Annotated in this window: 28 protein-coding genes and 2 pseudogenes; 10 read left to right on the forward strand and 20 right to left on the reverse strand. The window is 37.1% G+C overall.

The annotated features are described in order from the left end of the window. Nucleotides 1–251: 251 nt before the first annotated feature. Nucleotides 252–1,922, reverse strand: a complete 1,671-nt coding sequence (locus tag HT703_RS00910) for a formate--tetrahydrofolate ligase (RefSeq protein ID WP_054392846.1) — start codon at nt 1,920–1,922, stop codon at nt 252–254. 229 nt (nt 1,923–2,151) lie between these two features. Between HT703_RS00910 and coaB the strand changes: the two genes are divergently transcribed. From coaB to HT703_RS00935, 5 genes are all read left to right on the forward strand, one after another. Next, nucleotides 2,152–2,841 carry a phosphopantothenate--cysteine ligase gene (gene coaB / locus HT703_RS00915; RefSeq protein ID WP_000699519.1) on the forward strand — a complete coding sequence of 230 codons (690 nt, stop codon included), beginning with the start codon at nt 2,152–2,154 and terminating at the stop codon, nt 2,839–2,841. Nucleotides 2,842–2,852: 11 nt separating this feature from the next. Next, nucleotides 2,853–3,404 carry a phosphopantothenoylcysteine decarboxylase gene (coaC, locus tag HT703_RS00920; protein WP_001284126.1) on the forward strand — a complete coding sequence of 184 codons (552 nt, stop codon included), beginning with the start codon at nt 2,853–2,855 and terminating at the stop codon, nt 3,402–3,404. Continuing rightward, nucleotides 3,388–3,951, forward strand: coding sequence for an ECF transporter S component (locus tag HT703_RS00925; protein ID WP_000747412.1), 564 nt, complete (start codon nt 3,388–3,390; stop codon nt 3,949–3,951). The genes coaC and HT703_RS00925 overlap by 17 nt, the downstream gene beginning before the upstream one ends. Nucleotides 3,952–4,126: 175 nt before the next feature. Beyond that, nucleotides 4,127–4,654, forward strand: a complete 528-nt coding sequence (locus HT703_RS00930; protein ID WP_001097393.1) for an ECF transporter S component — start codon at nt 4,127–4,129, stop codon at nt 4,652–4,654. A gap of 11 nt (nt 4,655–4,665) precedes the next feature. Beyond that, nucleotides 4,666–5,181, forward strand: coding sequence for a transcription repressor NadR (locus HT703_RS00935; RefSeq protein ID WP_054392845.1), 516 nt, complete (start codon nt 4,666–4,668; stop codon nt 5,179–5,181). Here HT703_RS00935 and HT703_RS00940 read toward each other — a convergent pair. The 7 genes and pseudogenes from HT703_RS00940 to HT703_RS00970 all read right to left on the reverse strand — a co-directional run. Next, nucleotides 5,178–5,318: pseudogene (locus HT703_RS00940) on the reverse strand (NUDIX hydrolase); the annotation flags it as partial. The gene HT703_RS00935 and the pseudogene HT703_RS00940 sit on opposite strands and share 4 nt — an antisense overlap. A 77-nt stretch (nt 5,319–5,395) precedes the next feature. After that, the gene (locus HT703_RS00945; RefSeq protein ID WP_054392844.1) at nt 5,396–6,361 is read right to left on the reverse strand and encodes a substrate-binding domain-containing protein; all 966 of its coding nucleotides are present in this window, start codon (nt 6,359–6,361) and stop codon (nt 5,396–5,398) included. Between the two features lie 103 nt (nt 6,362–6,464). Beyond that, nucleotides 6,465–7,409, reverse strand: coding sequence for a ribose ABC transporter permease (gene rbsC / locus HT703_RS00950; protein ID WP_023938584.1), 945 nt, complete (start codon nt 7,407–7,409; stop codon nt 6,465–6,467). Between the two features lies 1 nt (nt 7,410). Beyond that, nucleotides 7,411–8,889, reverse strand: coding sequence for a sugar ABC transporter ATP-binding protein (locus tag HT703_RS00955; RefSeq protein WP_000687782.1), 1,479 nt, complete (start codon nt 8,887–8,889; stop codon nt 7,411–7,413). A gap of 13 nt (nt 8,890–8,902) precedes the next feature. Further along, nucleotides 8,903–9,301 carry a D-ribose pyranase gene (gene rbsD, locus HT703_RS00960; RefSeq protein WP_000759835.1) on the reverse strand — a complete coding sequence of 133 codons (399 nt, stop codon included), beginning with the start codon at nt 9,299–9,301 and terminating at the stop codon, nt 8,903–8,905. Next, nucleotides 9,276–10,187, reverse strand: coding sequence for a ribokinase (gene rbsK, locus HT703_RS00965; RefSeq protein ID WP_000036809.1), 912 nt, complete (start codon nt 10,185–10,187; stop codon nt 9,276–9,278). Before rbsK ends, rbsD begins: the two co-directional genes overlap by 26 nt. Beyond that, nucleotides 10,187–11,161, reverse strand: coding sequence for a LacI family DNA-binding transcriptional regulator (locus HT703_RS00970; RefSeq protein ID WP_000207600.1), 975 nt, complete (start codon nt 11,159–11,161; stop codon nt 10,187–10,189). The genes rbsK and HT703_RS00970 overlap by 1 nt, the downstream gene beginning before the upstream one ends. A gap of 143 nt (nt 11,162–11,304) precedes the next feature. On the opposite strand from HT703_RS00970, the pseudogene HT703_RS00975 reads away from it, so the two are divergent. Next, nucleotides 11,305–11,373: pseudogene (locus HT703_RS00975) on the forward strand (DNA-binding transcriptional regulator); the annotation flags it as partial. Here the strand turns inward: HT703_RS00975 and HT703_RS00980 are convergent. The 5 genes from HT703_RS00980 to HT703_RS01000 form a co-directional block, all read right to left on the reverse strand. Then, a complete protein-coding gene (locus tag HT703_RS00980; RefSeq protein WP_000091552.1) occupies nt 11,370–11,837 on the reverse strand; it encodes an 8-oxo-dGTP diphosphatase in 468 nt (155 codons plus the stop codon). The pseudogene HT703_RS00975 and the gene HT703_RS00980 overlap by 4 nt on opposite strands. A gap of 68 nt (nt 11,838–11,905) precedes the next feature. After that, nucleotides 11,906–12,394: a GNAT family N-acetyltransferase gene (locus HT703_RS00985; RefSeq protein ID WP_000216015.1), complete on the reverse strand. Its 489-nt coding sequence runs from the start codon at nt 12,392–12,394 to the stop codon at nt 11,906–11,908. Then, complete coding sequence (locus HT703_RS00990) at nt 12,360–12,872, reverse strand: GNAT family protein (protein ID WP_000386636.1); 513 nt, start codon at nt 12,870–12,872, stop codon at nt 12,360–12,362. The genes HT703_RS00985 and HT703_RS00990 overlap by 35 nt, the downstream gene beginning before the upstream one ends. Nucleotides 12,873–12,932: 60 nt before the next feature. Then, the gene (gene uvrB, locus HT703_RS00995; RefSeq protein ID WP_000610430.1) at nt 12,933–14,921 is read right to left on the reverse strand and encodes an excinuclease ABC subunit UvrB; all 1,989 of its coding nucleotides are present in this window, start codon (nt 14,919–14,921) and stop codon (nt 12,933–12,935) included. A gap of 76 nt (nt 14,922–14,997) precedes the next feature. Next, the gene (locus tag HT703_RS01000) at nt 14,998–15,951 is read right to left on the reverse strand and encodes a CPBP family intramembrane glutamic endopeptidase (RefSeq protein WP_023940195.1); all 954 of its coding nucleotides are present in this window, start codon (nt 15,949–15,951) and stop codon (nt 14,998–15,000) included. Between the two features lie 172 nt (nt 15,952–16,123). On the opposite strand from HT703_RS01000, the gene HT703_RS01005 reads away from it, so the two are divergent. The 3 genes from HT703_RS01005 to zwf all read left to right on the forward strand — a co-directional run bounded on the left by HT703_RS01005 (nt 16,124) and on the right by zwf (nt 20,667). Next, the gene (locus HT703_RS01005) at nt 16,124–18,289 is read left to right on the forward strand and encodes an ABC transporter substrate-binding protein/permease (protein WP_054392839.1); all 2,166 of its coding nucleotides are present in this window, start codon (nt 16,124–16,126) and stop codon (nt 18,287–18,289) included. After that, nucleotides 18,289–19,029, forward strand: a complete 741-nt coding sequence (locus HT703_RS01010) for an amino acid ABC transporter ATP-binding protein (RefSeq protein ID WP_001096326.1) — start codon at nt 18,289–18,291, stop codon at nt 19,027–19,029. The genes HT703_RS01005 and HT703_RS01010 overlap by 1 nt, the downstream gene beginning before the upstream one ends. A gap of 150 nt (nt 19,030–19,179) precedes the next feature. Beyond that, complete coding sequence (gene zwf / locus HT703_RS01015; RefSeq protein ID WP_054392838.1) at nt 19,180–20,667, forward strand: glucose-6-phosphate dehydrogenase; 1,488 nt, start codon at nt 19,180–19,182, stop codon at nt 20,665–20,667. A 45-nt stretch (nt 20,668–20,712) separates the two neighbouring features. On the opposite strand, the gene ftsY is transcribed toward zwf, so the two are convergent. The 7 genes from ftsY to HT703_RS01045 form a co-directional block, all read right to left on the reverse strand. Continuing rightward, nucleotides 20,713–22,002: a signal recognition particle-docking protein FtsY gene (ftsY, locus tag HT703_RS01020; RefSeq protein ID WP_023936220.1), complete on the reverse strand. Its 1,290-nt coding sequence runs from the start codon at nt 22,000–22,002 to the stop codon at nt 20,713–20,715. A gap of 3 nt (nt 22,003–22,005) precedes the next feature. Then, nucleotides 22,006–22,824 carry a Cof-type HAD-IIB family hydrolase gene (locus HT703_RS01025; RefSeq protein ID WP_000763444.1) on the reverse strand — a complete coding sequence of 273 codons (819 nt, stop codon included), beginning with the start codon at nt 22,822–22,824 and terminating at the stop codon, nt 22,006–22,008. Further along, a complete protein-coding gene (locus HT703_RS01030; protein WP_172929832.1) occupies nt 22,824–23,615 on the reverse strand; it encodes an HAD family hydrolase in 792 nt (263 codons plus the stop codon). Before HT703_RS01030 ends, HT703_RS01025 begins: the two co-directional genes overlap by 1 nt. A gap of 317 nt (nt 23,616–23,932) precedes the next feature. Beyond that, on the reverse strand, nt 23,933–24,457 hold the full coding sequence (locus HT703_RS01035; RefSeq protein WP_345890284.1) for a DNA methyltransferase: 525 nt from the start codon (nt 24,455–24,457) through the stop codon (nt 23,933–23,935). Nucleotides 24,458–24,526: 69 nt separating this feature from the next. Then, complete coding sequence (locus tag HT703_RS11565) at nt 24,527–24,655, reverse strand: site-specific DNA-methyltransferase (protein ID WP_004242334.1); 129 nt, start codon at nt 24,653–24,655, stop codon at nt 24,527–24,529. Further along, a complete protein-coding gene (locus HT703_RS01040) occupies nt 24,639–25,865 on the reverse strand; it encodes an MFS transporter (protein ID WP_023936223.1) in 1,227 nt (408 codons plus the stop codon). The genes HT703_RS11565 and HT703_RS01040 overlap by 17 nt, the downstream gene beginning before the upstream one ends. 27 nt (nt 25,866–25,892) lie before the next feature. After that, nucleotides 25,893–25,961 carry an SHP2/SHP3 family peptide pheromone gene (locus HT703_RS01045; RefSeq protein ID WP_133302227.1) on the reverse strand — a complete coding sequence of 23 codons (69 nt, stop codon included), beginning with the start codon at nt 25,959–25,961 and terminating at the stop codon, nt 25,893–25,895. Between the two features lie 79 nt (nt 25,962–26,040). Between HT703_RS01045 and HT703_RS01050 the strand changes: the two genes are divergently transcribed. Continuing rightward, entirely contained in the window at nt 26,041–26,892 is an 852-nt protein-coding gene (locus HT703_RS01050) for an Rgg/GadR/MutR family transcriptional regulator (RefSeq protein WP_054392836.1), read from the forward strand. Nucleotides 26,893–26,988: the final 96 nt, after the last annotated feature.

Consider the following 26,988-nt stretch of genomic DNA (forward strand, 5'->3'; position numbering starts at 1 on the left):
GTTTCCTAGTTTGCTCTTTAATTTTCATTGAGTATAAAAAGCCTCTTCCCAAGGGAAAGAGGACTAAATTTTATTGATGAACTGCTTGCAGCAAATAAGAAATAGGTAGGGCAAAAATATTTAAACTCAAAAAACGCATAATATCCGGTGTTGAAAAACCTTGATATTATGCGCTCTATTATGGGAAAATTTACTTCATTTTCTCCTGAAATTGAGTTTTTACCCAGTCTCTCAAAGTCAATTTCAATCCACTAGAACAAGCCTAGTACAGTTCCATCGCTTTCAACATCCATGTTGAGAGCAGCTGGTCGTTTTGGAAGTCCTGGCATGGTCATGACATCACCAGTTAAGGCAACGATAAAGCCTGCACCTAATTTTGGCACCAATTCGCGAATGGTAATTTCAAAGTTTTCAGGTGCTCCAAGTACATTTGGATTATCTGAAAAACTATATTGAGTTTTTGCCATACAGATTGGCAATTTGTCCCAACCGTTTTGAACGATTTGAGCAATTTGTGTTTGAGCTTTCTTCTCAAAGTTTACTTTGCTACCACGGTAGATTTCAGTAACAATCTTTTCAATCTTTTCTTGAACAGAAAGGTCATTGTCATACAAACGTTTATAGTTAGCTGGATTTTCAGCGATAGTCTTGACAACCGCTTCAGCAAGTGCTACTCCACCTTCTGCACCATCAGCCCAGACACTTGCTAGTTCAACTGGCACATCAATAGAAGCACAAAGTTCTTTCAAGGCTGCGATTTCAGCTTCTGTATCAGATACAAATTCGTTGATAGCTACGACTGCTGGAATACCGAACTTACGGATGTTCTCAACATGGCGTTTCAAGTTGGCAAAACCTGCTCTAACTGCCTCTACATTTTCTTCAGTCAGAGCGTCTTTAGCCACACCACCATTCATCTTAAGGGCACGAAGAGTTGCTACAATAACTACTGCATCTGGAGAAGTTGGCAAGTTTGGTGTCTTGATATCAAGGAATTTCTCAGCACCAAGGTCTGCACCAAAACCAGCTTCAGTAACTGTGTAATCAGCCAAGTGAAGGGCTGTGCTTGTTGCCAAGACAGAGTTACATCCGTGAGCGATATTGGCAAATGGACCACCGTGTACAAAGGCAGGTGTTCCGTAAATTGTCTGAACCAGGTTCGGCTTAATCGCATCCTTCAAAATCAAAGCCAAGGCACCCTCAACCTTCAAATCGCCAACAGAAACTGGTGTACGGTCGTAACGATAACCGATAACAATATTGGACAAACGACGTTTCAAGTCCTCGATGTCCGTTGCCAAGCAAAGAATTGCCATGATTTCGGAAGCAACTGTAATGTCAAATCCATCCTCACGTGGAATACCGTTTAGAGGGCCACCAAGTCCAACAGTTACATGACGAAGGGCGCGATCATTCAAGTCCACAACGCGTTTCCAGAGGATACGACGTTGGTCAATTCCCAACTCATTCCCTTGATGTAAGTGGTTGTCAATCAAGGCAGAAAGAGCATTGTTGGCAGTCGTAATGGCATGCATATCTCCAGTAAAATGAAGGTTGATGTCTTCCATTGGCAAAACTTGAGCATAACCACCACCAGCGGCACCACCCTTAATTCCCATTACTGGACCAAGAGATGGTTCGCGAATAGCAATCATGGTTTTCTTGCCAATCTTGTTCAAGGCATCCGCAAGACCAATGGTAATAGTTGATTTTCCTTCACCTGCAGGTGTTGGGTTGATGGCAGTAACCAAAATCAATTTCCCAACTGGATTGCTCTCAACTGCACGAATTTTATCAAAGCTGAGCTTAGCCTTGTACTTTCCATACAACTCTAAATCTTCGTAAGAAATACCAAGTTTCTCTACAACATCAACGATTGGCTTCAACTCAATACTCTGTGCGATTTCAATATCTGTTTTCATTCAAAACTCCTCTAACCTCTTATATGATAATTCATTATATCACAAAACAAGATTTTTAACATCCTCAAACTCTCTAAACGTTCGTAAATATCCATTTTTTTAAGATTTTTAGAGCCCTTTCTTAAATTTTATATGGCTTTATAGTTTGAAACTATAGTAAATATTCGTTTCTACCAAAAATTTATCACTTTCATTTTACTTACCGTTTATTTTTGTGTACAATAGTGCTATGAAAATTTTAGTTACATCGGGCGGTACCAGTGAAGCTATCGATAGCGTCCGCTCTATCACTAACCATTCCACAGGACGCTTGGGCAAAATCATCACAGAAACCTTGCTTGCTGCAGGGCATGAAGTTTGTTTGATAACAACAAAACGAGCCGTGAAGCCAGAAGCCCATCCCAACCTAAGCATTCGAGAAATTACCAATACCAAGGACCTTCTACTAGAAATGCAAGAACGTGTCAAGGACTATCAGGTCTTGATTCACTCAATGGCTGTGTCCGATTACACTCCTGTTTATATGACAGGGCTTGAGGAAGTTCAGGCTAGCTCCAATCTAAAAGAATTTTTAAGCAAGCAGAATCATCAGGCCAAGATTTCTTCAACTGATGAGGTTCAGGTTTTGTTCCTTAAAAAGACACCCAAAATCATATCCCTAGTCAAGGAATGGAATCCTACTATTCATCTGATTGGTTTCAAACTGCTGGTTGATGTTACCGAAGATCATCTGGTTGACATTGCACGAAAAAGTCTTATCAAGAATCAAGCAGATTTAATCATCGCGAATGACCTGACTCAAATTTCAGCAGGTCAGCACCGAGCTATATTTGTTGAGAAAAATCAGCTTCAAACAGTCCAGACTAAAGAAGAAATTGCAGAACTCCTCCTTGAAAAAATTCAAGCCTATCATTCTTAGAAAGGAAAACTATGGCAAACATTCTCTTGGCTGTAACGGGTTCAATCGCCTCTTATAAGTCGGCAGATTTAGTCAGTTCTCTTAAAAAACAAGGCCATCAAGTCACTGTCTTAATGACTCAGGCTGCTACAGAGTTTATCCAACCTTTGACACTACAGGTACTCTCACAGAATCCTGTCCACTTGGATGTCATGAAGGAACCCTATCCTGATCAGGTCAATCATATCGAACTTGGAAAAAAGGCGGATTTATTTATCGTGGCCCCTGCAACTGCTAACACTATTGCAAAACTAGCCCACGGCTTTGCGGATAACATGGTAACCTGTACAGCTCTAGCCCTGCCCAGTCATATTCCCAAACTCATCGCACCAGCTATGAATACAAAAATGTATGACCATCCAGCAACTCAGGCTAATCTGAAAACATTAGAAGCCTACGGCTATCAGCTGATTGCTCCTAAGGAATCCCTACTAGCTTGTGGCGACCATGGACGAGGAGCTTTAGCCGACCTCACAATTATTTTAGAAAGAATAAAGGAAACTCTCGATGAAAAAACGCTCTAATATTGCACCCATTGCTATCTTTTTTGCAACCATGCTCGTGATACACTTTCTGAGCTCACTTATCTTTAACCTTTTTCCATTCCCAATCAAACCGACCATCGTTCATATTCCTGTCATTATTGCCAGCATTATTTACGGTCCACGCGTTGGAGTTACACTTGGATTTTTGATGGGGCTACTTAGTTTGACGGTTAATACAATTACGATTCTACCGACAAGCTACCTCTTCTCCCCATTTGTACCAAACGGAAACATCTACTCAGCTATCATTGCCATCGTTCCACGTATTTTGATTGGTTTAACTCCTTATCTGGTCTATAAACTGATGAAAAATAAAACCGGTCTGATTCTAGCTGGCGCCCTTGGTTCACTTACTAATACAGTCTTTGTCCTTGGTGGAATTTTTTACCTTTTTGGAAATGTCTTTGATGGTAATATCCAAAAACTCCTTGCAACCGTTATCTCAACAAATTCGATTGCTGAATTAGTCATTTCCGCAGTTCTAACCCTAGCCATTGTTCCAAGACTACAGACTTTGAAAAAATAAAAACATCTCCACTTTCAAGCTTGAAGGTGGAGATTTTGCTCTATACAGTTTCTTTTTAGTGAAATCTTTACTAACTTTTAACTAAAAAATGATCTATAAACCCAAGTAAATCCTTGCTTTATTGTCTGGTTTATTGTACTATACTAGTGTATATACAGCTAAAAAGGAGATTCTTATGAATACACGGAAAAAAACACAATTTATGACCATGACTGCCCTCTTAACGGCTATCGCAATTTTGATTCCAATTGTTATGCCTTTCAAGATCGTCATTCCACCTGCTTCTTACACTTTGGGAAGCCACATCGCTATTTTTATCGCTATGTTCTTGTCGCCCTTAATGGCTGTTTTTGTCATCCTAGCCTCTAGTTTTGGATTTTTGATGGCTGGCTATCCCATGGTTATCGTATTTCGAGCTTTTTCCCATATCTTTTTTGGGACTTTGGGGGCTCTTTACCTACAAAAATTCCCCGATACCCTAGATAAACCAAAAGCTTCCTGGATTTTCAACTTTGTTTTAGCGCTTGTCCATGCCCTTGCTGAAGTATTGGCCTGTGTCGTTTTTTACGCAACTTCTGGTACCAATGTAGAAAATATGTTTTATGTTCTATTTGTACTAGTTGGATTTGGTACAATTATCCATAGTATGGTAGACTATACATTAGCACTAGCTGTCTATAAAGTGCTTCGAAAACGCCGTTAAAAGGAAGAACTATGACAAAAGATCGCAAACAAGCCCTGCTCCAACTCTTGAAAGAAGCTCCTAAAGCCCTCAATGGCCAAAGATTAGCTGAGCACTTTCATGTCACTCGACAAGTTATTGTTCAAGATATTGCAATTTTAAGAGCTGATGGAGCTCCAATTCTATCTACCAATCGTGGTTATATCTATAAAGATGCTAATGCAAATACTTATCATCACAAATTATTTAAGGTCAAGCATGAAGTTGAAGAAATTGGACGAGAATTACTTGCTATCGTAGATAATGGTGGTCGCGTTCAAAATATCTTGATTGATCATCCTGTTTATGGAGAGATTGAAACCTTACTAAAACTGACCTGTCGCCGCGACGTGCAACATTTTCTAGAACAAGTTGAACGTTCTGACTTTAAGCCAATTTCTGAGTTAACAGATGGTATTCATTATCACCTAGTTGAAGCCGAGACACAACAAGACCTCCACTATATCGAGGAGGCCTTGAATCAGCTAGGTTATTTAGTAAAAGACTAGAAAATTTTCTTTTCCCAATCATCTTCTGTACGATGACGGTAGAAAAACTCCGACTTGTCCGGAGCTTCCATCATCTCCATTAAAGGCAATATATCATAGGCCAGATCCAAGTTTGGAATCTGGTCTTTTTGCACCCAATAACTCAATTAGTAACAATGATATTTAAAAACTACATTGAATGAAAATTAACAACCACCTACTTACTAAAAATATATCACCAGTTATGTTGATCAACATTATCCTTAGTCACAAGATAAATTGGAGAAACTGTTTCTTTTTCCAGTTTTTTCCCTTGATAATGATCGATTGCTGATTGAATAGCAATTTCACCCATCTTAGCTGGTTGCTGAGCAATAGTGGCAGTAATATCACCTTTTGAAATAGCGTCATGTGCATCTGGTTGACCATCAATACCAACAATTAATACATTGCTAAGGCCAGCTGCTTTTACTGCTTGTGCAGCTCCTAACGCCATCTCATCATTCTGTGCAAAGATTGCTTGTACTTCTTTGTTTCCTTGAATCATATTTTGCGCTGTATTCAAAGCTTTTGCGCGATCAAAATTAGCGGATTGACTAGAAAGAACATCTAAATTTGTCTTTGAAATTTGTTCAAATCCTTTACCTCTATCTACAGTTGCAGAAGCGCCAGGGACTCCTGATAATTCAAAAGTTTTTGCTTTTTCTCCCAATTGCTTGGTAATAAATTCTGCAGCCATTTTACCTGCTTCTACGTTATCAGAAGCAACAGTTGTCAAGACTTCACCGCCATTACTACCGCGGTCAATTAAGATTACTGGAATATTTGCATTATTAGCAGCTTTAATAGATGTTACAATTGCATCAGAATCAACTGGATTAATTAGTAAAGCATCTACATTTTGACTAATAAAATTTTGAATATCATCTGCTTGTCTAGCAGCATCATCTTGTGCATCTGCTATCTTCAAAGTTACTTCTTTTTCTCTTGCGGCTTTTTCAAGACCATCTTTCATAGCTACAAAATAGGGATTGTTAGTAGTCGAAATAGAAACTCCTAATTTTAATTCTTTTGCCGACTTTTGAATCGTAGATTTATTATCATTTGATGAATTTCCTAAACCAGTTTTTCCACAAGCTACTAAAGCAAAAATAAATGTTACAAACAAAGCAAAAATGCTAATTTTTTTAATAATTTTCATGTTATTACTCCTCGTAATATATATCTATAGGGATAGTTTCCATCCCGACTATTGTTCGTCATCTAATAAATTGTTACTATTTCCAAAAAAATTGAAAATGATTCTACTGTTTTACAACTTTAAAACGATCAATCAGAACAGCAATTAAAATTACAACTCCTTTTACTACTTGCTGCCAAAATGCTGAAACACCAATAATATTAAGTCCATTATTCAAAACTCCAATAATTAAAGCACCTATTAGAGTTCCCAGTATACGACCTTTACCTCCTGATAATGAAGTTCCCCCAAGAACAACAGCTGCAATAGCATCCATTTCATAACTAGCACCTGCTGTTGGTTGAGCAGAACTTAAGCGTGATGTTATAATCAATCCAGAAATTGAAGCCATCATACCTGAAATTGAATAAATGATAATTTTCACTTTATTTAGTTTCACACCTGATATATATGCTGCTTTTTCATTCCCCCCTATAGCATACACAGATTTACCAAATGCTGTTTTATGAAGTAAAACATATAAAACAATAAATACAATAAACATAATAATTACAGGAAATGGAATTCCGACTATGTAACCTTGCCCCAAAAATTGAAATAAGAATGTATCACTTAATCCTTTTGTAATAGGATTCCCATTTGTATAAACAAGTGTTGCGCCTCTAAAAATAGTCATAGTTGCTAAAGTGACGATAAATGGAGCTAATTTCCCGTAGGAAATCAATAAACCATTCATCATCCCCAGAATGCAACCCAAAATTAAAGAGATGAGAATTGCTAACGTAACAGGCATTCCAGATCCTAATAGGCCAGCGGTTAGCGCACTGGATAAGGCTAAAATTGATCCAACTGATAAATCAATTCCACCTGTTAGAATAACAAAGGTCATTCCAAAAGCGATCAGTGCATTTGATGTTACTTGCAATAGTAAATTTAACAGATTATTTGCTGTTAAAAAATTTGAATTGATAATAGTGATGACAGCCATTAAAATTATCAATGCTATTACTGTTGTCAATTCTGACATATACTTCATAGTATTTTTCACACTATTGTCCTCCTGTAGCTAGTTGCATAACTTTTTCTTGTGTAGCTTCTCGACGTGTTAATTCCCCACTAATTCTACCTTCATGCATGACCATAATGCGATCACTGACTCCGATCACTTCTGGTAAATCTGAAGATACCATAATAATCGGCACACCTCGTTCAGCCAATTCATTCATTAATTGGTAAATTTCACGCTTAGCTCCAACATCTACCCCACGAGTTGGCTCATCTAAAATCAGTACTTTTGGTGCAATACCTATCCATTTTGCTAAAACTACTTTCTGTTGATTACCACCAGAAAGTGTTCCAACTTCCTTATCTGGATAACCTGATTTAATTCGTAGCCTATCAATTAAACGTTGTACAAATATATCACTTGTTTTATTATCAAAAATACCATTTTTAACAAAATCACGAGTACTAGGTAAAGTCATATTATCTTTAATAGAAAAATCTAAAATCAATCCCTCATCTTTACGATCTTCTGTTAAGAAACCAATTCCATGCTTAATTGCTTCAAAAGGATTTTTAATTATCAGTTGTTCTTCGTTTATTATAATTTGACCAGATTTTAAAGAATCAATTCCAAAAATTGCTCGCATTATTTCAGTACGACCAGCACCCATCAAACCAGAAAAACCAAGAATTTCCCCTTGACGTACATAGAAAGAAATATCCGTAAAAGCATCACCAGAAAGATTCTTAGCTTGAAAAACAATATTCCCAATCTCAGCCTTTTTTTCTGGATAATAATCTTCTAATTCACGGCCTACCATCTTCTGAACTAATTCATCCGCATTAGTTAACTTCGTTTTCTTGGTATCAATTACAAACCCATCCCTCATAACAGTTATAAGATCTGTAATCTTAAAGATTTCTTCCATCCGATGTGAAATATACACAATACCTACACCATCAGATTTTAATCCTTCTATCACTTTAAAAAGTGTTTCAGTTTCACGATCAGTTAAAGCTGCTGTGGGTTCATCCATAATTAACAAGGAAACTTCTGATAATAAACATTTTGCTATTTCTATCATTTGTTGTTGTCCGACTGATAATTGACCAATGATTGCATCAAGAGGAATAGAGATATTAAGACGTTTAAATGCTTCTTTAGCTTTCCTTTCCATACTAGCTTTATCTAAAAACCCAATCGAATTTTTTATTTCTCTTCCTAAAAAAAGATTATCAAGTACAGTCATATCTGGCCAAGTATTCATTTCCTGATGAATAAAACTCAGTCCAAACCGTTCTGCCTCTTGAGGATTAGAAAATGTTTTTTCTTTTCCATCAATAAAAATAGTTCCTGAAGTAGCTGGAAAAAGTCCAGTTAAAATATTCATTAAGGTTGATTTGCCTGCACCATTCTCTCCCATTAAAGCATGAACTTCTCCTGAATTAAGAACCAAATCAATACTTTCTAAAACACGATTATTCCCAAAAGATTTTGAAATGTTCTTCATTTCAATTTTCATAGGTAACCCCCCTCTAAATAATAACTCCTGATTGCAAGATTATATTCGAATATGGTGTATCTTCTCCAGTGCGAATAACTGCCTTAACTTTAGTATTCATAGCTTTCAATTCTTCATGACTAATATATTCAATAATTATATTCGATCCTAAAAGATCTAGAACTGCTTGCCACTGTTCTTTGTTTTTTTCCTTAATTTCTTCTGCTAAGAAAATTTTTTCAATAAGTACATGATCTGAATATTCTTTTAAAACTTCTAAAAAACTTGGACTACCTTTTCTTAATGCTAAATCAATTTTGTCAACACCTTTTGGAACTGGCAATCCTAAATCTCCGATACAAACCAAATCCATATGACCTAAATCATCAGCTAGTTTTGCTATATTACTATTTAAAATCCCATATTTCTTCATATCCTGAATGCTCCTTTATTTCTTTCAAACTCGGCATGCCTCCTTGCGCTCCAAATCTTTGAACAGAAAGATGTGAAGCAATCGTTGCAAAGGACAATGCAACATTCATCTCTTTTCCTTTTGAGATAGCATAAGCAAAAGCACCATTAAACGTATCTCCTGCTCCTGTAGTATCAACTACTTCTGCTTTTATAGCAGGAATCTTCTGAACTACTGTCCCATCATAATAAATAGAACCTTCAACTCCTAATGTCACAATCATTTTATTAGGATAAATTTTAATAATTTCTTCTAATTTCTTATCTGGAAAAAGCTCTGAACATTCATGCTCATTAGGAGTCATAAAATCACAAAAAGGAATCATCTCTATGTCTGTTTCTCTAGCTGGTGCAGGATTGTAAAGTACCTTAACTTGATTTTCTTGACAAAATTTAGCTATAGATAGGTTGGCTTCATGTGGTATTTCATTCTGTAATACAACAATACTTGCATCACTAATTAATTCCCACTCATTTTTCCAATCATTTGTTTTAACTAAATTATTCGCTCCGGGATAATAAATAATCCTATTATCACCTCCATATAAAGTAATTTGTGCAGCTCCTGTATATTGTGGTACCGTTCCCACATATTCTGTAGAAATATTATTATTTTGCAGATTACTTAATAAATCTGCTGAAAAAATATCTTCTCCGACATTTCCAAATATGTAAATATTATCTTCTACACTGGATAATCTACCAATAGCTACAGCTTGATTTGCACCTTTTCCACCTGGAACTATATTAAACGAATCCCCAAAAATCGTTTCACCTCCTTCTGGAATCCTTTTTGTTCTCATAACTAAGTCCATTGAAATACTTCCAACAACAACAATTTTACTCATTACTTTCTCCTTAATGTATTTCTTTCTACGTATCTAACAGGTAGTTTAATTTTAGCTTCATCTATAGAGAACTTATTTGCCATATTATAGATTAGCTTTGCAGCCTGTTCTCCCATTTTATATGATGATTGGTGAATAGTTGATAAAGAAGGGTAAATAAATTGACTAAGTACAATATCATCATAACCAATGATTTGAATATCATCTGGAATTTTTTTACCAATTGCTAAAATTTCATGAATATAAGCTATCGCATGAATATCAGAAGGTGCTATAATACTATCGATATTTGGATTTCTTTTTAGATTTTCTTTAGCTTCTTTTTGAATTTTTTCAAAGTCAAACGTTTCACTTTCTTCAATACAAATTTCTAAAGATTTATTCCTCAAATAGTTTAAACTTGCTTCAAACCGTTCCGCGATATTCTCGGCTTTATCATCTAAAACTTTAATAATCAGAACTTGTTTAGCACCTGCATTACAGATTGCTTCAGCAGCCAAACGACCACCTGACTGATTATCAGAAAAAACACCGTAACCTGTATCTTTACTAATTCGGTCAACTACAACAACAGGTAATGATAAATCTGGATATTCTTTTGTGAAGTCATGTGTAGTAATAATGCCAGCAGCATTTGTTTTCAACAGTAAGTTAACATATTCACTCAAAGATTCTTGGTCTGAAATCGTACCAACCATAATTCTATAACCTTTATCTTTCAAATATGATTCAGCGCCTCGAACCAATCTTGGGAAGAAGGGATTTGAAATATCTGGCAATAAAAGTCCTACCATTTGGTTTTTTTTGGTTTTCAAAGATTGTGCTAATACATTTGGTGTGTAATTTAATTTTTTAATCGCATTTTTTATTTTCTCTCTCGCATCATCTCCAACATAACCTTTTTTTGATATATATCTTGAAACCGTTGATTTTGATACTCCAGCTTCTTCAGCAACCTGTTTTATTGTAGTCATCACTCCTCCTTCTTACGTTGTGGAACCGTTCCCTTATTCTATAGTAAACGTTTTCTTTTTATTTGTCAATACTTTTCTAAAAATATTTTAAATTTATTTCATAGTACATATATTTTTCCAAATATATTATTACTATTACACAAGAAACACAACAAGACCTCCACTATATCGAGGAGGCCTTGGATCAGCTCGGTTATTTAGTAAAAGACTAGAAAATTTTCTTTTCCCAATCGTCTTCTGTACGGTGGCGGTAGAAAAACTCTGACTTATCCGGAGCTTCCATCATCTCCATCAAAGGTAGCATATCATAGGCCAGATCCAAGTTTGGAATCTGGTCTTTTTGCACCCAAGAAACTTCTCCCTCTTCTGAAGATTGAAGGGTACCAGAGAACTCAGTTGCCTTATAACAAACGACAATGTAGCGCCCGCCTGTATCTAGTGGCCAGTTCTTGATACCGACCAGTTGAGGATTTTGGATAGTCAATCCTGTTTCTTCGTAGATTTCACGAATGACAGACTCCGCGAAAGACTCGCCATTTTCTACATGGCCTCCTGGAAAGGCATAACCAGACCAGCGATTGGTTTCAGGAGAGCGATACTGCATCACCACGCGCTGAGTTTCTAAGTCTTCAATCAGACAAATGTTTGTTAAAATCGTTAATTGGGAACGGGACATAAATTTACTCGCTTTCTAAGTTATTAAATTTTCAGACTTGGTACCATATTAGCTTTTACTTTTGAGAATTATTTAGAATAGAATACCATCCGTTTTTCCTTCATAGGCTTTCCAAGTTCAAGTATTTTTTCTTGTCCATCAAAAGTAAAACCCATTTTTTGATAGAAAGCAATGGCTCGCTTGTTATCTTTCAATACCCATAAGAAAATTTCAGAAAAATGATTAAGAGCAGTCAAAGCCGCTTTCATTAACTTTTGTGCTATGCCTTTTCCGTAATAGTCTTTTAAAACATAGAAAGCAATAATTTCACCAGCTTGAATAGTCTCATCACGAAAGTTACCATAACTGATAAAACCAACTACCTTCAGATCATCTATCGCAATCAATGTATTTTCTGGATACTTTTGACTAAAGAGTCGACATCTTTCTAATGTCATTGTCTCCTGAAATTCTGCAGGCAAAAGGTCATCATAAGCCTCTCTCCACGTTTGCCAGTGAACAAGGGATTTACCTTCTATCTCTTCAGGAGTTTCCATTGATTTGATAATAACCGTCATTTATTTTCGCCCAGTCTTCTCTCAAAATACCATATTTAATACTATCAAAATATTTACCTTGATAATAACGAACTTTTGGAATATGAGCTTCTTTTTTCATTCTTAATTTTTCAGCAAGTTTCATCATACCAAGATTTCCTGACCAAGTTGTCAAACCCAGATGCTCCAACTCCAAGTAATCCTGAAACGTCCTATCTATCCACTGCAACATAGCAACTTTCCCAATACCAGTGTTCCAGAATTTTTTATCATAAATACCAATTCCCAATTCCATCCATCTTGTTTCTTTACATACCCAATAACGCGAAACAGTCCCAACTAGTTTATCATCAACAAAAATACCAAGGCGATTTGAGTTGCTTAAAATGGATTCTGATTTTTGTAGTTCGAATTCTTTAAAATTTGAAAAATACTGATAATCATCATAATAGGGAGCATCATACTGTTTCCAAACTGGATTAAGTTGTGAATAATCCATTTCCTATAAAGACATCAAATCTTCTCTCTTTAACTTTCTTAAATAAATCATACTATTCCCCTAATCCAAGGCCTTGACTTCCAACATCATATCACGGATCTGAGCCGCCAGTTCAAAGTCAAGCACTTCGACGGCTTCTTGCATTTGTTTTTCTAGTTTCTTGACCAGTTCTTTGCGCTCTTGTTTGTTAAGACTATTGATATCAACTTCCTTGTCTTCTTCTTTGGCAACAGTCTTGGTTACGGCAATCAAGTCACGGATTTCTTTCTTAATGGTTTGTGGCACAATACCATGCTCCTCATTATAAGCCATCTGGATTTTGCGACGACGGGCAGTTTCATCGATGGCACGTTGCATAGACTGGGTCACAGTGTCCGCATACATGATGACATGGCCTTCACTGTTACGGGCAGCACGTCCAATAGTCTGGATGAGGCCACGTTCGTTACGAAGGAAACCTTCCTTGTCAGCATCGAGAATAGCTACGAGACTCACTTCAGGGACATCAATCCCTTCACGTAGGAGGTTGATTCCAACCAAGACGTCAAAGACACCCAAGCGCAGGTCACGGATGATCTCCGTCCGTTCCAAAGTCTTGATATCCGAGTGCATGTACTTGACCTTGATGCCCATTTCCTTGAAGTAGTCAGTCAAGTCTTCTGCCATTTTCTTAGTCAAAGTTGTGATAAAGGTTCGTTCGTTCTTTTCAACACGGGCATTGATTTCACCCAAAAGGTCATCAATCTGTCCCATAGTCGGACGGACTTCCACCTCAGGATCCAAGAGTCCCGTTGGACGAATGATTTGCTCAATTACTGTCTCGGTCTGTTCATTTTCATAGTCGCCCGGTGTCGCTGAAACGTAAACAATCTGATGGACATGGCTTTCAAACTCTTCACGACGGAGAGGACGATTATCCAGAGCAGACGGCAAACGAAAACCATAATTTACTAGCATTTCTTTACGCGAACGGTCTCCATTGTACATGCCCTTGATTTGTCCCATGGTCATGTGGCTCTCATCAATCATGATCAAGAAATCATCTGGGAAGAAATCGAGAAGGGTATAAGGAGGCTCACCCTCACTCCGTCCATCCATGTGACGTGAATAGTTCTCAACCCCGTTGGTATAGCCCATCTCACGCAACATTTCGATATCATACTCTGTCCGCTGTTTCAAACGTTGGGCTTCAAGTAGTTTGCCTTCCTTTTCAAAGACAGCTAGTTGCTCTTCTAATTCGCCCTGAATTTTAGCAATGGCAACTTCCATGTGGTCGTCATTGGTCACAAAGTGTGTCGCTGGAAAAATCGCCAAATGATCCACTTCTCCTAAGACCTGTCCTGTCAGAGCCTCAACCTCACGAATACGGTCAATTTCGTCTCCAAAAAATTCTACTCGAAAAGCGTGCTCATCACGAGAGGCTGGGAAAATCTCTACCACATCCCCACGCACACGAAATCTTCCCCGTTGGAAATCAATATCGTTTCGCTCAAACTGGATGTCAACTAAGTCATTCAAGAGTTTATCACGAGAAATCTCTAGACCAGGACGGAGACTAACGACACTGTCAGCGTATTCCTTGGGCGAACCCAAACCATAGATACAAGAGACTGAGGCCACGACAATAACATCATTACGCTCCAAAAGGGCCGAAGTAGCGGAGTGGCGAAGCTTGTCAATCTCGTCATTGACAGAACTATCCTTCTCAATATAGGTATCGCTAGAAGGGACATAGGCCTCTGGCTGGTAATAATCATAGTAGGATACGAAGTACTCAACTGCATTTTCAGGGAAAAATTCTTTAAACTCCCCATAGAGCTGTCCTGCCAGAGTTTTATTGTGGGCAATGACCAGAGTTGGTTTATTGACTTTGGAAATGACCTGACTCATGGTATAGGTCTTCCCTGTTCCGGTCGCCCCCATCAGAATCTGAGCTTTTTCTCCACCCTCGATATTATCAACCAACTGCTCGATAGCTTGGGGTTGATCTCCTGATGGTTGATATTTTGATACTAGTTTAAATTGATTATCTGTAATGCGGTTAATCATAAGAATCCTCTCTCCATGTGCTATTCCTATTTTAGCATACTTGTAGCATTTTCACGAAGAAAAGGACGGACCGAAGTCACATCCTTTCATTTTCTTTCTTTAATTGATAAGCGAGATAAAGAATCAGCAGAAACAAAATAATACTGGACACGATGGAACCCTCAATACCAAAAGACCCACCAGATAGCCAGTCTTGATTGCCTTGTGGAGTAAATTTCATGATTGATGTTCCTGAAGACTGACCACTAACTAATACTCCAAAGAGGTTTCCCTGTGCGAAATTCCAGGCTCCATGAATACCACCTATACCCCATATAGTATCTGTTTTAAGAAGATATAGGGACATGGCAACTCCGAATAAAAAGAGATCAATTGCAGATAAGAAAGTTATGCCTGGATTTCCTAAATGAAGTAAGGTAAAGAGACTACTAGATATGATAATAGCGACTTTAAGATTAGTTCTCTTAGCCAATTGTGGAATCAGCCAAGCACGAGTAACCAATTCTTCTGCCGTTCCTTGTAAAATCCAAAAAGGTATTGTAAATAAAGTAAAAGCTAGCGAATAAGTATCCAAGTGAATGGAGTCAAATTGATACTGCCCCAAGGCTACTAGTCCAGCCAAAGCAAGTATAAAGAGGGATAGACCAAGACCGTATCCTTTAAATAAGGCACTTAAAAAATTTTCTTTATAGAATCCCAAGGTTCGAATCGGTCTTTTCTCTACTTTTCTAGTCCATCTAAACACAGTTAAGATGATAAAACCAAAGGACAATAATTCAAATATTAAATGGATGTCACTTGTTTTATCAGATAAATTCTGAAATAACATTTGAAGGAAATCTGCAATTCTTTGACCACCCATACCAAGATTGCTAAATAGCCCGATCAATGCTAAAAAACTAAGGCCAAAAAATAGAGAAGATATGAACTCAGATATATAGACGAAAAATAGAGCTAACAAGGGGCTTGTGTAAATGTTTAAACTCATTTTAGAAGTTTCAAAGTCTTTTAAGATTCTTTTGTCTTTCATAACTTTATCCTCTTTTACTATATGATATACCTTTATTATAGCACTTCTGTTGTGTGATTCAAGACAAAACAAGAATTATGGATGTTATATTTTCTAACACAGAAATATAAAAATTTGCCTTTTTTTACTTTTTCTGATATAATGGGAAAATATTCGGAAAAGGAGACTAAAAATGAAGAAAAAATTTCTAGCATTTTTGCTAATTTTATTCCCAATTTTCTCATTAGGTATTGCAAAAGCTGAGACGATTAAGATTGTTTCTGATACCGCCTATGCGCCTTTTGAGTTTAAAGATTCAGATCAAACTTATAAAGGAATTGATGTTGACATTATTAACAAAGTCGCTGAGATTAAAGGATGGAACATTCAGATGTCCTATCCTGGATTTGACGCAGCGGTCAATGCGGTTCAAGCTGGTCAAGCTGATGCTATCATGGCAGGGATGACAAAGACGAAAGAACGTGAAAAAGTTTTCACCATGTCTGATACTTACTATGATACAAAAGTTGTCATTGCAACTACTAAGTCACACAAGATTAGTAAATATGACCAATTAAAAGGAAAAACTGTTGGTGTTAAAAACGGAACAGCCGCTCAACGTTTCCTTGAAAGTATCAAGGATAAATACGGTTTTACTATTAAAACATTTGACACTGGTGATTTGATGAACAACAGCTTGACTGCTGGTGCCATCGATGCCATGATGGATGACAAACCTGTTATCGAGTATGCCATTAACCAAGGGCAAAACCTCCATATTGAAATGGATGGGGAAGCTGTAGGAAGTTTTGCTTTCGGTGTTAAAAAAGGAAGCAAATACGAACACCTGGTTACTGAATTTAACCAAGCCTTAGCTGAAATGAAAAAAGATGGTAGTCTTGATAAAATCATCAAGAAATGGACTGCTTCATCATCTTCAGCAGTGCCAACTACAACTACTCTTGCAGGCTTCAAAGCCATTCCTGTTAAAGCTAAATACATCATTGCCAGCGATTCTTCTTTTGCACCTTTTGTTTTCCAAAATTCAAGCAACCAATACACTGGTATTGATATGGAATTGATTAAGGCAATCGCTAAAGATCAAGGTTTTGAAATTGAAATCACCAACCCTGGTTTTGATGCCGCTATCAGTGCTGTTCAAGCTGGACAAGCTGATGGTATCATTGCTGGTATGTCTGTCACAGATGCTCGTAAGGCAACTTTTGACTTCTCAGAATCATACTACACTGCTAATACAATCCTTGGTGTCAAAGAATCAAGTACCATTGCTTCTTATGAAGATTTGAAAGGGAAGACAGTTGGTGTTAAAAACGGAACCGCTTCTCAAACCTTCCTAACAGAAAATCAAAGCAAATACGGCTACAAAATCAAAACCTTCGCTGATGGTTCTTCAATGTATGACAGTTTAAACACTGGTGCCATTGATGCCGTTATGGATGATGAACCTGTTCTCAAATATTCTATCAGCCAAGGACAAAAATTGAAAACACCAATCGCTGGAACTCCGATCGGTGAAACAGCTTTTGCCGTTAAAAAAGGAGCAAATCCAGAATTGATTGAAATGTTCAACAACGGACTTGCAAACCTTAAAGCAAACGGAGAATTCCAAAAGATTCTTGATAAATACCTAGCTAGTGAGTCATCAACCGCTTCAACAAGCACTGTTGACGAAACAACTATCTGGGGCTTGCTTCAAAACAACTACAAACAACTCCTTAGCGGTCTTGGTATCACTCTTGCTCTAGCTCTTATCTCATTTGCTATTGCTATTGTTATCGGGATTATCTTCGGTATGTTTAGTGTCAGCCCGTATAAATCTCTTCGTGTGATTTCTGAGATTTTCGTTGACGTTATTCGAGGTATTCCATTGATGATTCTTGCAGCCTTCATCTTCTGGGGAATTCCAAACTTCATCGAGTCTATTACAGGCCAACAAAGTCCAATTAACGACTTTGTAGCTGGTACTATTGCCCTTTCTCTCAATGCAGCCGCTTATATCGCTGAAATCGTTCGTGGTGGTATTCAGGCCGTTCCAGTTGGTCAAATGGAAGCCAGTCGAAGCTTGGGTATCTCTTATGGAAAAACTATGCGTAAGATTATCTTGCCACAAGCAACTAAATTGATGTTGCCAAACTTTGTCAACCAATTCGTTATCGCACTTAAAGATACAACCATCGTATCTGCTATCGGTTTGGTTGAACTCTTCCAAACTGGTAAGATTATCATTGCACGTAACTACCAAAGTTTCAAGATGTATGCAATCCTTGCTATCTTCTATCTTGTAATTATCACACTTTTGACTAAACTAGCGAAACGCTTAGAAAAGAGGATTCGTTAATGGCAAAACTAAAAATTGATGTAAATGATTTACACAAAAGCTACGGAAAAAATGAAGTTTTAAAAGGAATTACGACCAAGTTCTATGAAGGAGATGTTGTTTGTATCATTGGTCCTTCAGGTTCTGGTAAGTCAACTTTCCTCCGTAGCCTAAATCTCTTGGAAGAAGTTACTAGCGGTCACATCACTGTGAACGGTTATGACTTAACTGAAAAAACAACCAACGTTGACCACGTACGTGAAAATATCGGAATGGTTTTCCAACACTTCAACCTCTTCCCACATATGTCTGTTTTGGACAACATCACCTTTGCTCCTATTGAGCACAAGTTGATGACTAAGGAAGAAGCTGAAAAATTGGGAATGGAGTTGCTTGACAAGGTTGGGCTAGCAGATAAGGCTAAGGCCTGTCCAGATAGCCTGTCAGGTGGTCAAAAACAACGTGTAGCCATCGCTCGTGGACTTGCAATGAATCCAGACATCATGCTCTTTGATGAACCAACTTCTGCCCTTGACCCTGAGATGGTCGGAGACGTACTAAACGTTATGAAAGACTTGGCTAAACAAGGCATGACCATGATTATCGTAACCCATGAGATGGGATTTGCTCGTCAGGTTGCCAACCGAGTTATCTTTACTGCAGATGGTGAATTCCTTGAAGACGGAACACCTGATCAAATCTTTGATAACCCACAGCACCCACGTCTGAAAGAGTTCTTGGACAAGGTCTTAAACGTTTAAACTCAAACTGTAAGGATTTCCTTGCAGTTTTTTTCTACCTCGTATTGGATTTTTTGATTTTTCGGAAAATTATGTTAGAATTAAGTTTATGAAATGAGGTTTCCTCATACCTAGCAAGACTAGGAATAAAAATAGAAATTAGGTAGCTAGATGTCATCTAAGGTTATTGTTACAATTTTCGGTGCGAGTGGAGACCTGGCTAAACGCAAGCTCTACCCTTCCCTATTTAGACTATATAAATCCGGCAATCTTTCCAAACATTTTGCCGTCATTGGAACTGCCCGTCGTCCTTGGAGCAAGGAATATTTTGAATCTGTTGTCGTCGAATCGATCCTTGATTTGGCAGATAGTACCGAACAGGCTCAAGAATTCGCTAGCCACTTCTACTATCAAAGTCATGATGTCAATGATACAGAACACTACATTGCTCTACGTCAATTACAGGCTGAATTAAATGACAAGTACCAAGCTGAACACAACAAGTTCTTCTTCTTGTCTATGGCTCCTCAATTCTTTGGAACCATTGCCAAACACCTCAAGTCTGAAAACATTGTGGATGGTAAAGGTTTTGAACGCTTAATCGTTGAAAAACCATTTGGTACAGATTACGCAACTGCAAGCAAGTTGAATGACGAGCTCCTAGCGACATTTAACGAAGAACAAATTTTCCGTATCGACCATTATCTTGGTAAGGAAATGATTCAAAGTATCTTTGCAGTTCGCTTTGCCAACCTGATTTTTGAAAACGTTTGGAACAAGGACTTTATCGACAATGTTCAAATTACCTTTGCAGAGCGCTTGGGGGTAGAAGAACGTGGTGGCTACTATGACCAATCTGGTGCCCTCCGCGACATGGTACAAAACCATACTCTACAACTTCTTTCTCTGCTTGCCATGGACAAGCCAGCCAGCTTCACAAAAGACGAGATTCGTGCTGAAAAGATTAAGGTCTTTAAAAATCTCTATCATCCAACTGATGAAGAACTTAAAGAACACTTTATCCGTGGTCAATATCGTTCTGGTAAGATTGATGGCATGAAATACATCTCTTATCGTAGCGAGCCAAATGTGAATCCAGAATCTACAACTGAAACCTTTGCATCTGGTGCTTTCTTTGTAGACAGCGATCGATTCCGTGGTGTTCCTTTCTTTTTCCGTACAGGTAAACGACTAACTGAAAAAGGAACTCATGTCAACATCGTCTTTAAACAAATGGATTCTATCTTTGGAGAACCACTTGCTCCAAACATTTTGACCATCTATATCCAACCAACAGAAGGCTTCTCTCTTAGCCTAAATGGGAAGCAGGTAGGAGAAGAATTTAACTTGGCTCCTAACTCACTTGATTACCGTACAGATGCGACCGCAACTGGTGCTTCTCCAGAACCATACGAGAAATTGATTTATGATGTCCTAAATAACAACTCAACTAACTTTAGCCACTGGGATGAAGTTGGTGCGTCATGGAAATTGATTGACCGTATCGAAGAGCTCTGGGCTGAAAATGGTGCCCCACTTCATGACTATAAAGCTGGAAGCATGGGACCTCAAGCCAGCTTTGACTTACTTGAAAAATTCGATGCCAAATGGACTTGGCAACCAGATATCGCCTATCGTCAAGATGGTCGTTTAGAATAAACAAAATTCCTGCAAGTTTGTTCCTTGCAGGATTTTTGTTTCTGATTAGATTAAGCCTTCCAAGAGACCTTTCATAAAGTTTTCTGAGTTAAACTCTCCAATATCATCGATTTTTTCACCAAATCCAATCAATTTTACAGGAATATTGAGTTCTTCACGGATGGCTAGAACCACACCACCTCGAGCAGTGCCATCAATCTTAGTCAAGACAATTCCTGTCAAAGGGGTAATTTTTGAAAATTCTTTAGCCTGTACCAAGGCATTTTGACCTGTTGATGCATCAAGTGCCAAGAAGGTTTCATGCGGAGCTTCGGGCACAACACGTTTGATAATACGACCAATCTTTTCCAGCTCAGCCATGAGGTTATCCTTGTTTTGCAGACGACCAGCGGTATCAATCATGAGAATATCGATACCTTCGGACACGGCACGTTCCATGCCATCAAATACGACACTGGCTGGGTCAGCTTTTTCAGGTCCAGTTACAACTGGAACATCTACACGTCGACCCCATTCAGCTAGCTGGGCTACTGCCCCTGCACGGAAGGTATCTGCCGCAACCAGCATGACCTTCTTACCTGCTTGTTTGTAGCGGTGGGCTAGTTTCCCAATAGAAGTTGTTTTCCCAACACCATTAACACCAACAAAGAGCATGACTGTCAAGCCATCTTGGAAGTGGATGCTTTCATCGTAGTTACCATCCTTTTCATAAAGCTCAACTAATTTCTCAATGATGACACGACGAAGTGCATCAGGTTTCTTGGCGTTTTCAAGCTTGGCTTCGTAACGAAGCTCCTCTGTTAAGTTAGAAGCGACTTGGACACCAACGTCACTCATGATCAGCAGTTCTTCCAGTTCCTCGAAAAATTCTTCGTCAACAGATCGGAAATTAGCAAAGAAGGCGTTCAAGCGAGCACCGAAGCCCGTACGAGTTTTCTTGAGACTGCGGTCATATTTTTCCTGAACAGTTTCTTCTACCTGAGGCGTTTGTGCTTCAAGCGCTTCAAAGCTATTTTCTTCTTCAGTTCCTTCGCGCTCAGTGTTCTCTTCCTCTGAGACTTCTTCTGAGTTTGGCAATTCTTCTATTTCTTCTTGATGAACCTCTACAGCTAGCTCTGAATCCAGACGTTCTTCAACTGTGTCTTGGATTTCCTCTTCTTGGAACACAGCTTGTTCAACAATTTCCACCTCTGCTTCTTCCTGAGAAACTTCCTCAGCTTCTGTTAAGGCATGCTCAACATCTTCAGACAAATCAAGATTTTCCAGAGCTTCTTTTACAACTTCTTCGATTTTAGGTTCTTCTTTTTTTCCGAATAGACGGTCAAATAATCCCATATCTTAGTTCTCCTTTAGCACATATTCTTCGATAGCCCAGGCGACAGCCTCTTCATCGTTGGTCATTGGCGTCACTACATTTGCGACTGCCTTTACTTCAGGAACAGCGTTTTGCATGGCAACACCAAGCCCTGCCCATTCAATCATAGAAAGGTCATTGGCTTCATCACCACAGGCCATAACTTGGCTTTGGTCGATTCCTAGATGGCTGATTAGTTTTGCCAAACCTGTTGCTTTATGAACATTCTTTGGTGACCATTCTAGCAACATTTCACGTGATTTAAAGATTTCATATTGGTCAAACAATTCTGGAGAAATCTTTTGAATGGCTGCATCCAAGGGTTCTTGAGCAAAGGCAGTCACGCATTTATTGTAGGTCATTTGACTAGACAAGTCTTCAAAGTCCACTGGAACAAAAGTCAAAGCTGGATTAAATTTGGCATAAAGACTTTCTTGGTCGGATTGGATTTGATAAACAGTTCCTTCTGAGATAGCATCAAGAGGCAGTGATAATTTCTCTGTTTCCTCATACAAGCGTGCCACATCATCATATGAAAAGACTGTTTTATCAAGGATTTCTCCTGTATTTTTCTGAACCAAACCACCATTAAAAGTAATCGTATACTCATCTTCTTGGCCGTCAGTCCCTAGCTCATGGAGAAAGAAATCCATGGCTTTTAAGGGACGACCAGTTGTCAATACAACCTTAATACCACGATCACGCGCAGCTTTCAAAGTTGCCTTGGTACGATCCGTCAGCCTTTTATCAGTAGTCAACAAGGTCCCGTCCAAGTCCAATGCAATCAATTTTATATCTGCCATTATAAGCCCTCCATATAAGCTATAACCGACTGGTCCTTATGGTGACCAATCACAGTCTCTGCTAATTCTAAAATTTCTGGTCGTGCATTTTCAGGAGCTACAGGATGTCCCACAACCTGCATCATATGCAAGTCATTTAGATTGTCTCCAAAAGCCATAACCTGATCCATTGTGATAGCAAGTTTTTTGGCTAATTCAACAATGGCCACTCCCTTATCGACATAGTCCAGAACAATATCAATGGATTCAAAGCCAGTTGTCATGGCCTTAACACCAGGAACATGTTCATTGACCCAAGCTTCCCCAGCTTCCAGTGTTTCTTCTGTGAAGTTGGTTGTGAATTTGAAAATATCATCTGTAATATCTTCCAAACTCGCTACTTTTTGGATATTTTCATTATAATGCTGGCTCTCTTTCAAATAGGTCTCATCAACCGTATCTAGCACATAAGAGCCTTTTTTCCCCGTCAAGAGCAGCTTATTGATATCTACATAATGTGACATTTTCAGCTTTTCAAAAGTTGCCAGATAAAACTCACGAGACATAGTCACTTCATACAAGTCTTGACCTCGATATTCTACCAAACTGCCATTTTCCGCGATGAAAATAATGTCATCACAAACATCAGCAAATAATTTTTCTAAGGATAGAAATCCTCGACCCGAAGCCACCGCAAAGTAAATCCCTTTTTCCTTGTAGGAAATCAAAAGAGACTTGAGGCGGTTCACATCAAAGCGTCCATTCCCATCTAGGAAGGTACCGTCCATATCTGTTGCTACTAGTTTAATCATAAATTCTTCATACTCCTTAATAAATCCACCTTCTATTATACCATAGAAAAAGCAAATAGCGCCTAATACATTTGAGATTAGACGCTTGATAAACTCCCTACTTTATCACTTGATTTTTATCCAATATCGCTTACCCCTTTGGTATATCTGGATTTTTTCTAAATTCCCAAACTAACTTCCAATGCCAATAAAAGTTGAAATTAATCTGATAAAAATCGAAAAACAAGTGGAATTCCAAGTCAGAGTAAGTTCCACTTGTTTATCGTCCAATAACAAGGACGAGATGCTCGTCTTTCAAAATTGTCTTAAAGGTTTCTTCATAATTTATAAGTGGTTGGATTTAATTCATAAGTAATGAACTTTCTGTTTTTCTTAAAAGCACACAAAGATGTAGTTGCTTGCCTCATAAACGGATCCAACACAACATCACCTTCCAGAGAATAAATATCAATAAGTTGATTGACAATTTGTTCTGAAAAAGCTGGTGGTCTTGTAGAATAATCCCAAGGTATATTCCAAATGCAGTCAATAAATTTAGTTCCCTCAATGTTTCTATCCCACACTATAAATTCTGACTTTTTCTTAAAAATCAATATGTATTCATAGTTATTTAGAATCAAAGACTCATTATTCGAATAACTTGAAGGATATTTTTCAACTTGATTTTTGATATATGAAGTATTATTCAAATTACATATTATTGTCCCTTCAATATAGAAATTATGCTCCGCAAAGAATTTTTCAATTTCATGTTTGATATCGTAATACATATTTTGATTTTTTCTGCTAATTTCTACAGAACTGCAAATATTGATGCAAATTGTTCCTGTTTCTTTTAATATTTTACTACATCTTTCCCAAACACTATTTAGACTCTAAATATAGCCTTTATATGTTTCTATTAACCCAATCTAATTATCGTGTTGATAATCAACTAAATTAAAATATGGTGGAGAAGTGATTATTAAATCAACAGAATCATTTTCGACATCTTCCATAGCTCTGGAATCACCTAAATAAGCCTTATTCTCTGTTTTCATGTTTTTTACTCCTTTTAGTTTTTTCTATTAACATATACGAGATTAATATCATTACAATCATAAAACTAGAAATCAATAAGATAGTTATTCTCATATTAAATATTTGAATTCCTACACCAATTATCGGATTTACCAACATTGTAACAAGACTAATTGAAAAGGATAGTCCTGATATAACTGTTGCTCTTGAATTGTCATCAACCCAAAGATGTAACATCTCCATGATAATAGGATCAAGAATATCTATGATAATGTACAACAGTAGAAGACTAAATATAAATGTGGCATTGAAAGGCAAAATTTGAAAAATAATGGAAATCATTAGTATCAATGATAGCAGCATAATTAATTTAGAAACTCTTATTTTTGATATTTTATAAGCTTGAGTTGCTACTATGCCACCAATGATACTATAAATCATAAACATAGCTCCATTAATAGATGTAGAAAATCCTATTTTAGAAAAATAATCTGGTAATAAAGCAAACATTACGTTAATTGCTGAGACAATAACCGTAGTAAAAGCGAACATGAAAAGAATTTTAGTAGATTCTAGCAACCTATGAAAAACTGAAAATAATTCTTTAAATTTCGGAACACCATTTTGATTAAGATCTTCTATAGCGTTTTTCTGATTATCTGGAATAGATATGATGATTATCATTGAACCTATAAGTGTAAAAGACTGAATAAAATATGGTAAATATCTTGTAATGCTATACAAACCACCTCCTATAAATGTAGCAATCCCCAAAGTCAGAGCACTGATTAATTGTAACTTTCCTCTTATTTTCCCATAACTCTCCTCCTTGCCTTCACTTCTTAGAGATTCAAAAAACAAGGCATCATCAGCTCCACTTAATAAAGCATTTCCTACTCCTTCTAAAACAAATGCCCCTAGAATAACATAGTAAACATAGTCCTTCATTAGCAAGATTGATGAAAGAGTTAATAATGGAGTAATTGATAACAGAACTAGTCCCAATAGAACGATTTTCTTCTTACTAAATCTATCTCCTAAAATTCCGCAGGGAATCTCTGAAACTAATTGAGAAAATAGAAAAATAGATTGAAAAAATGCAAATTGTACTAAAGATAATCCCAAAAACTGGACAATAAAGATAATATTTACTATTCTAGTAAATCGTAAATTTGTAAAAATGATATATAGATAATATTTTAACTCTGATGAAATTTTATTGCTGATCATACCACATTCCTTCTAATTCATCTTTTACTAACCAAAAATTATGATAATATCCATCACCAAAACCAAAATCGGCAAAAATTTTGAAATTTTCTTCATACTCGGACTTCCTTTCCGTTTTTATTTATTGTACAATAAATAAAAACGGATTTAATTTTTGTTGGGAAAATGGGAAATTATGAAATCAAAACTTGGCATCACACTTAGAAAAGTTCGTAAAGGAAAACAAATTAGTCTATGCTCTGTAGCAGATGAACATCTTTCAAAATCTCAAATATCTAGATTCGAACGTGGGGAATCAGAGATATCTTGTATTCGACTTATCAATATTTTAGACAAATTACACATTACTTTAGATGAGTTTCTTATTTTACATGATGAAGATTATACTAATACTGAATTATTCGCTAATTTGGTTCAATATATTCGTAAGCAATATTCATCACAAAACATCAATAATATAGCCGCTCTACTTTCTGACTCATCACATTACACTTTAAATTCGTTCGAGAAAACAATGATAAAATCCATTCTACATACAATGGATTCCAGCATTATTCCATCAAATAAAGAATTACTTCAATTGACAGATTATCTCTTCAAAGTTGAAAAATGGGGTTACTATGAAATCACTTTATTAGGTAACTGTGTACGAACAATAAACTACAACTCCTACTTCCTATTAACAAAGGAAATGTTGAACAATTACATCTACTCTTCATTGAATAAAACAAATAAGCGAATTGTCACTCAATTGGCCATCAATTGTCTAATTCTGAGCGTAGATAAGGAAGAATTTTCAAACTGTACTTATCTAATCACCGAAATAAAAGCATTATTAGATAATGAATTAAACTTTTATGAACAGACAGTTTTTCTCTATGCAACTGGTTACTTTGAATTTAAGCGTCATTCAGATAGCGGAATTGAAAAAATGAAACAGGCCATACAAGTCCTTGATATTTTAGGAGAAGACAAGTTAAAATTACACTATACTAGCCATTTCGATAAACTGGTAAACAAAGAATAGATGAAATGATTCTCTACTATTTAACATTTTACAAATCAAGGGTGTCTCCATAAACTCACAACATCTCTAATGATTTTACCGTAAGCGCGTCATAAC

This window comes from Streptococcus sp. 3874, from assembly GCF_013276425.1.
Taxonomy (GTDB): Bacteria; Bacillota; Bacilli; order Lactobacillales; family Streptococcaceae; genus Streptococcus; species Streptococcus pseudopneumoniae.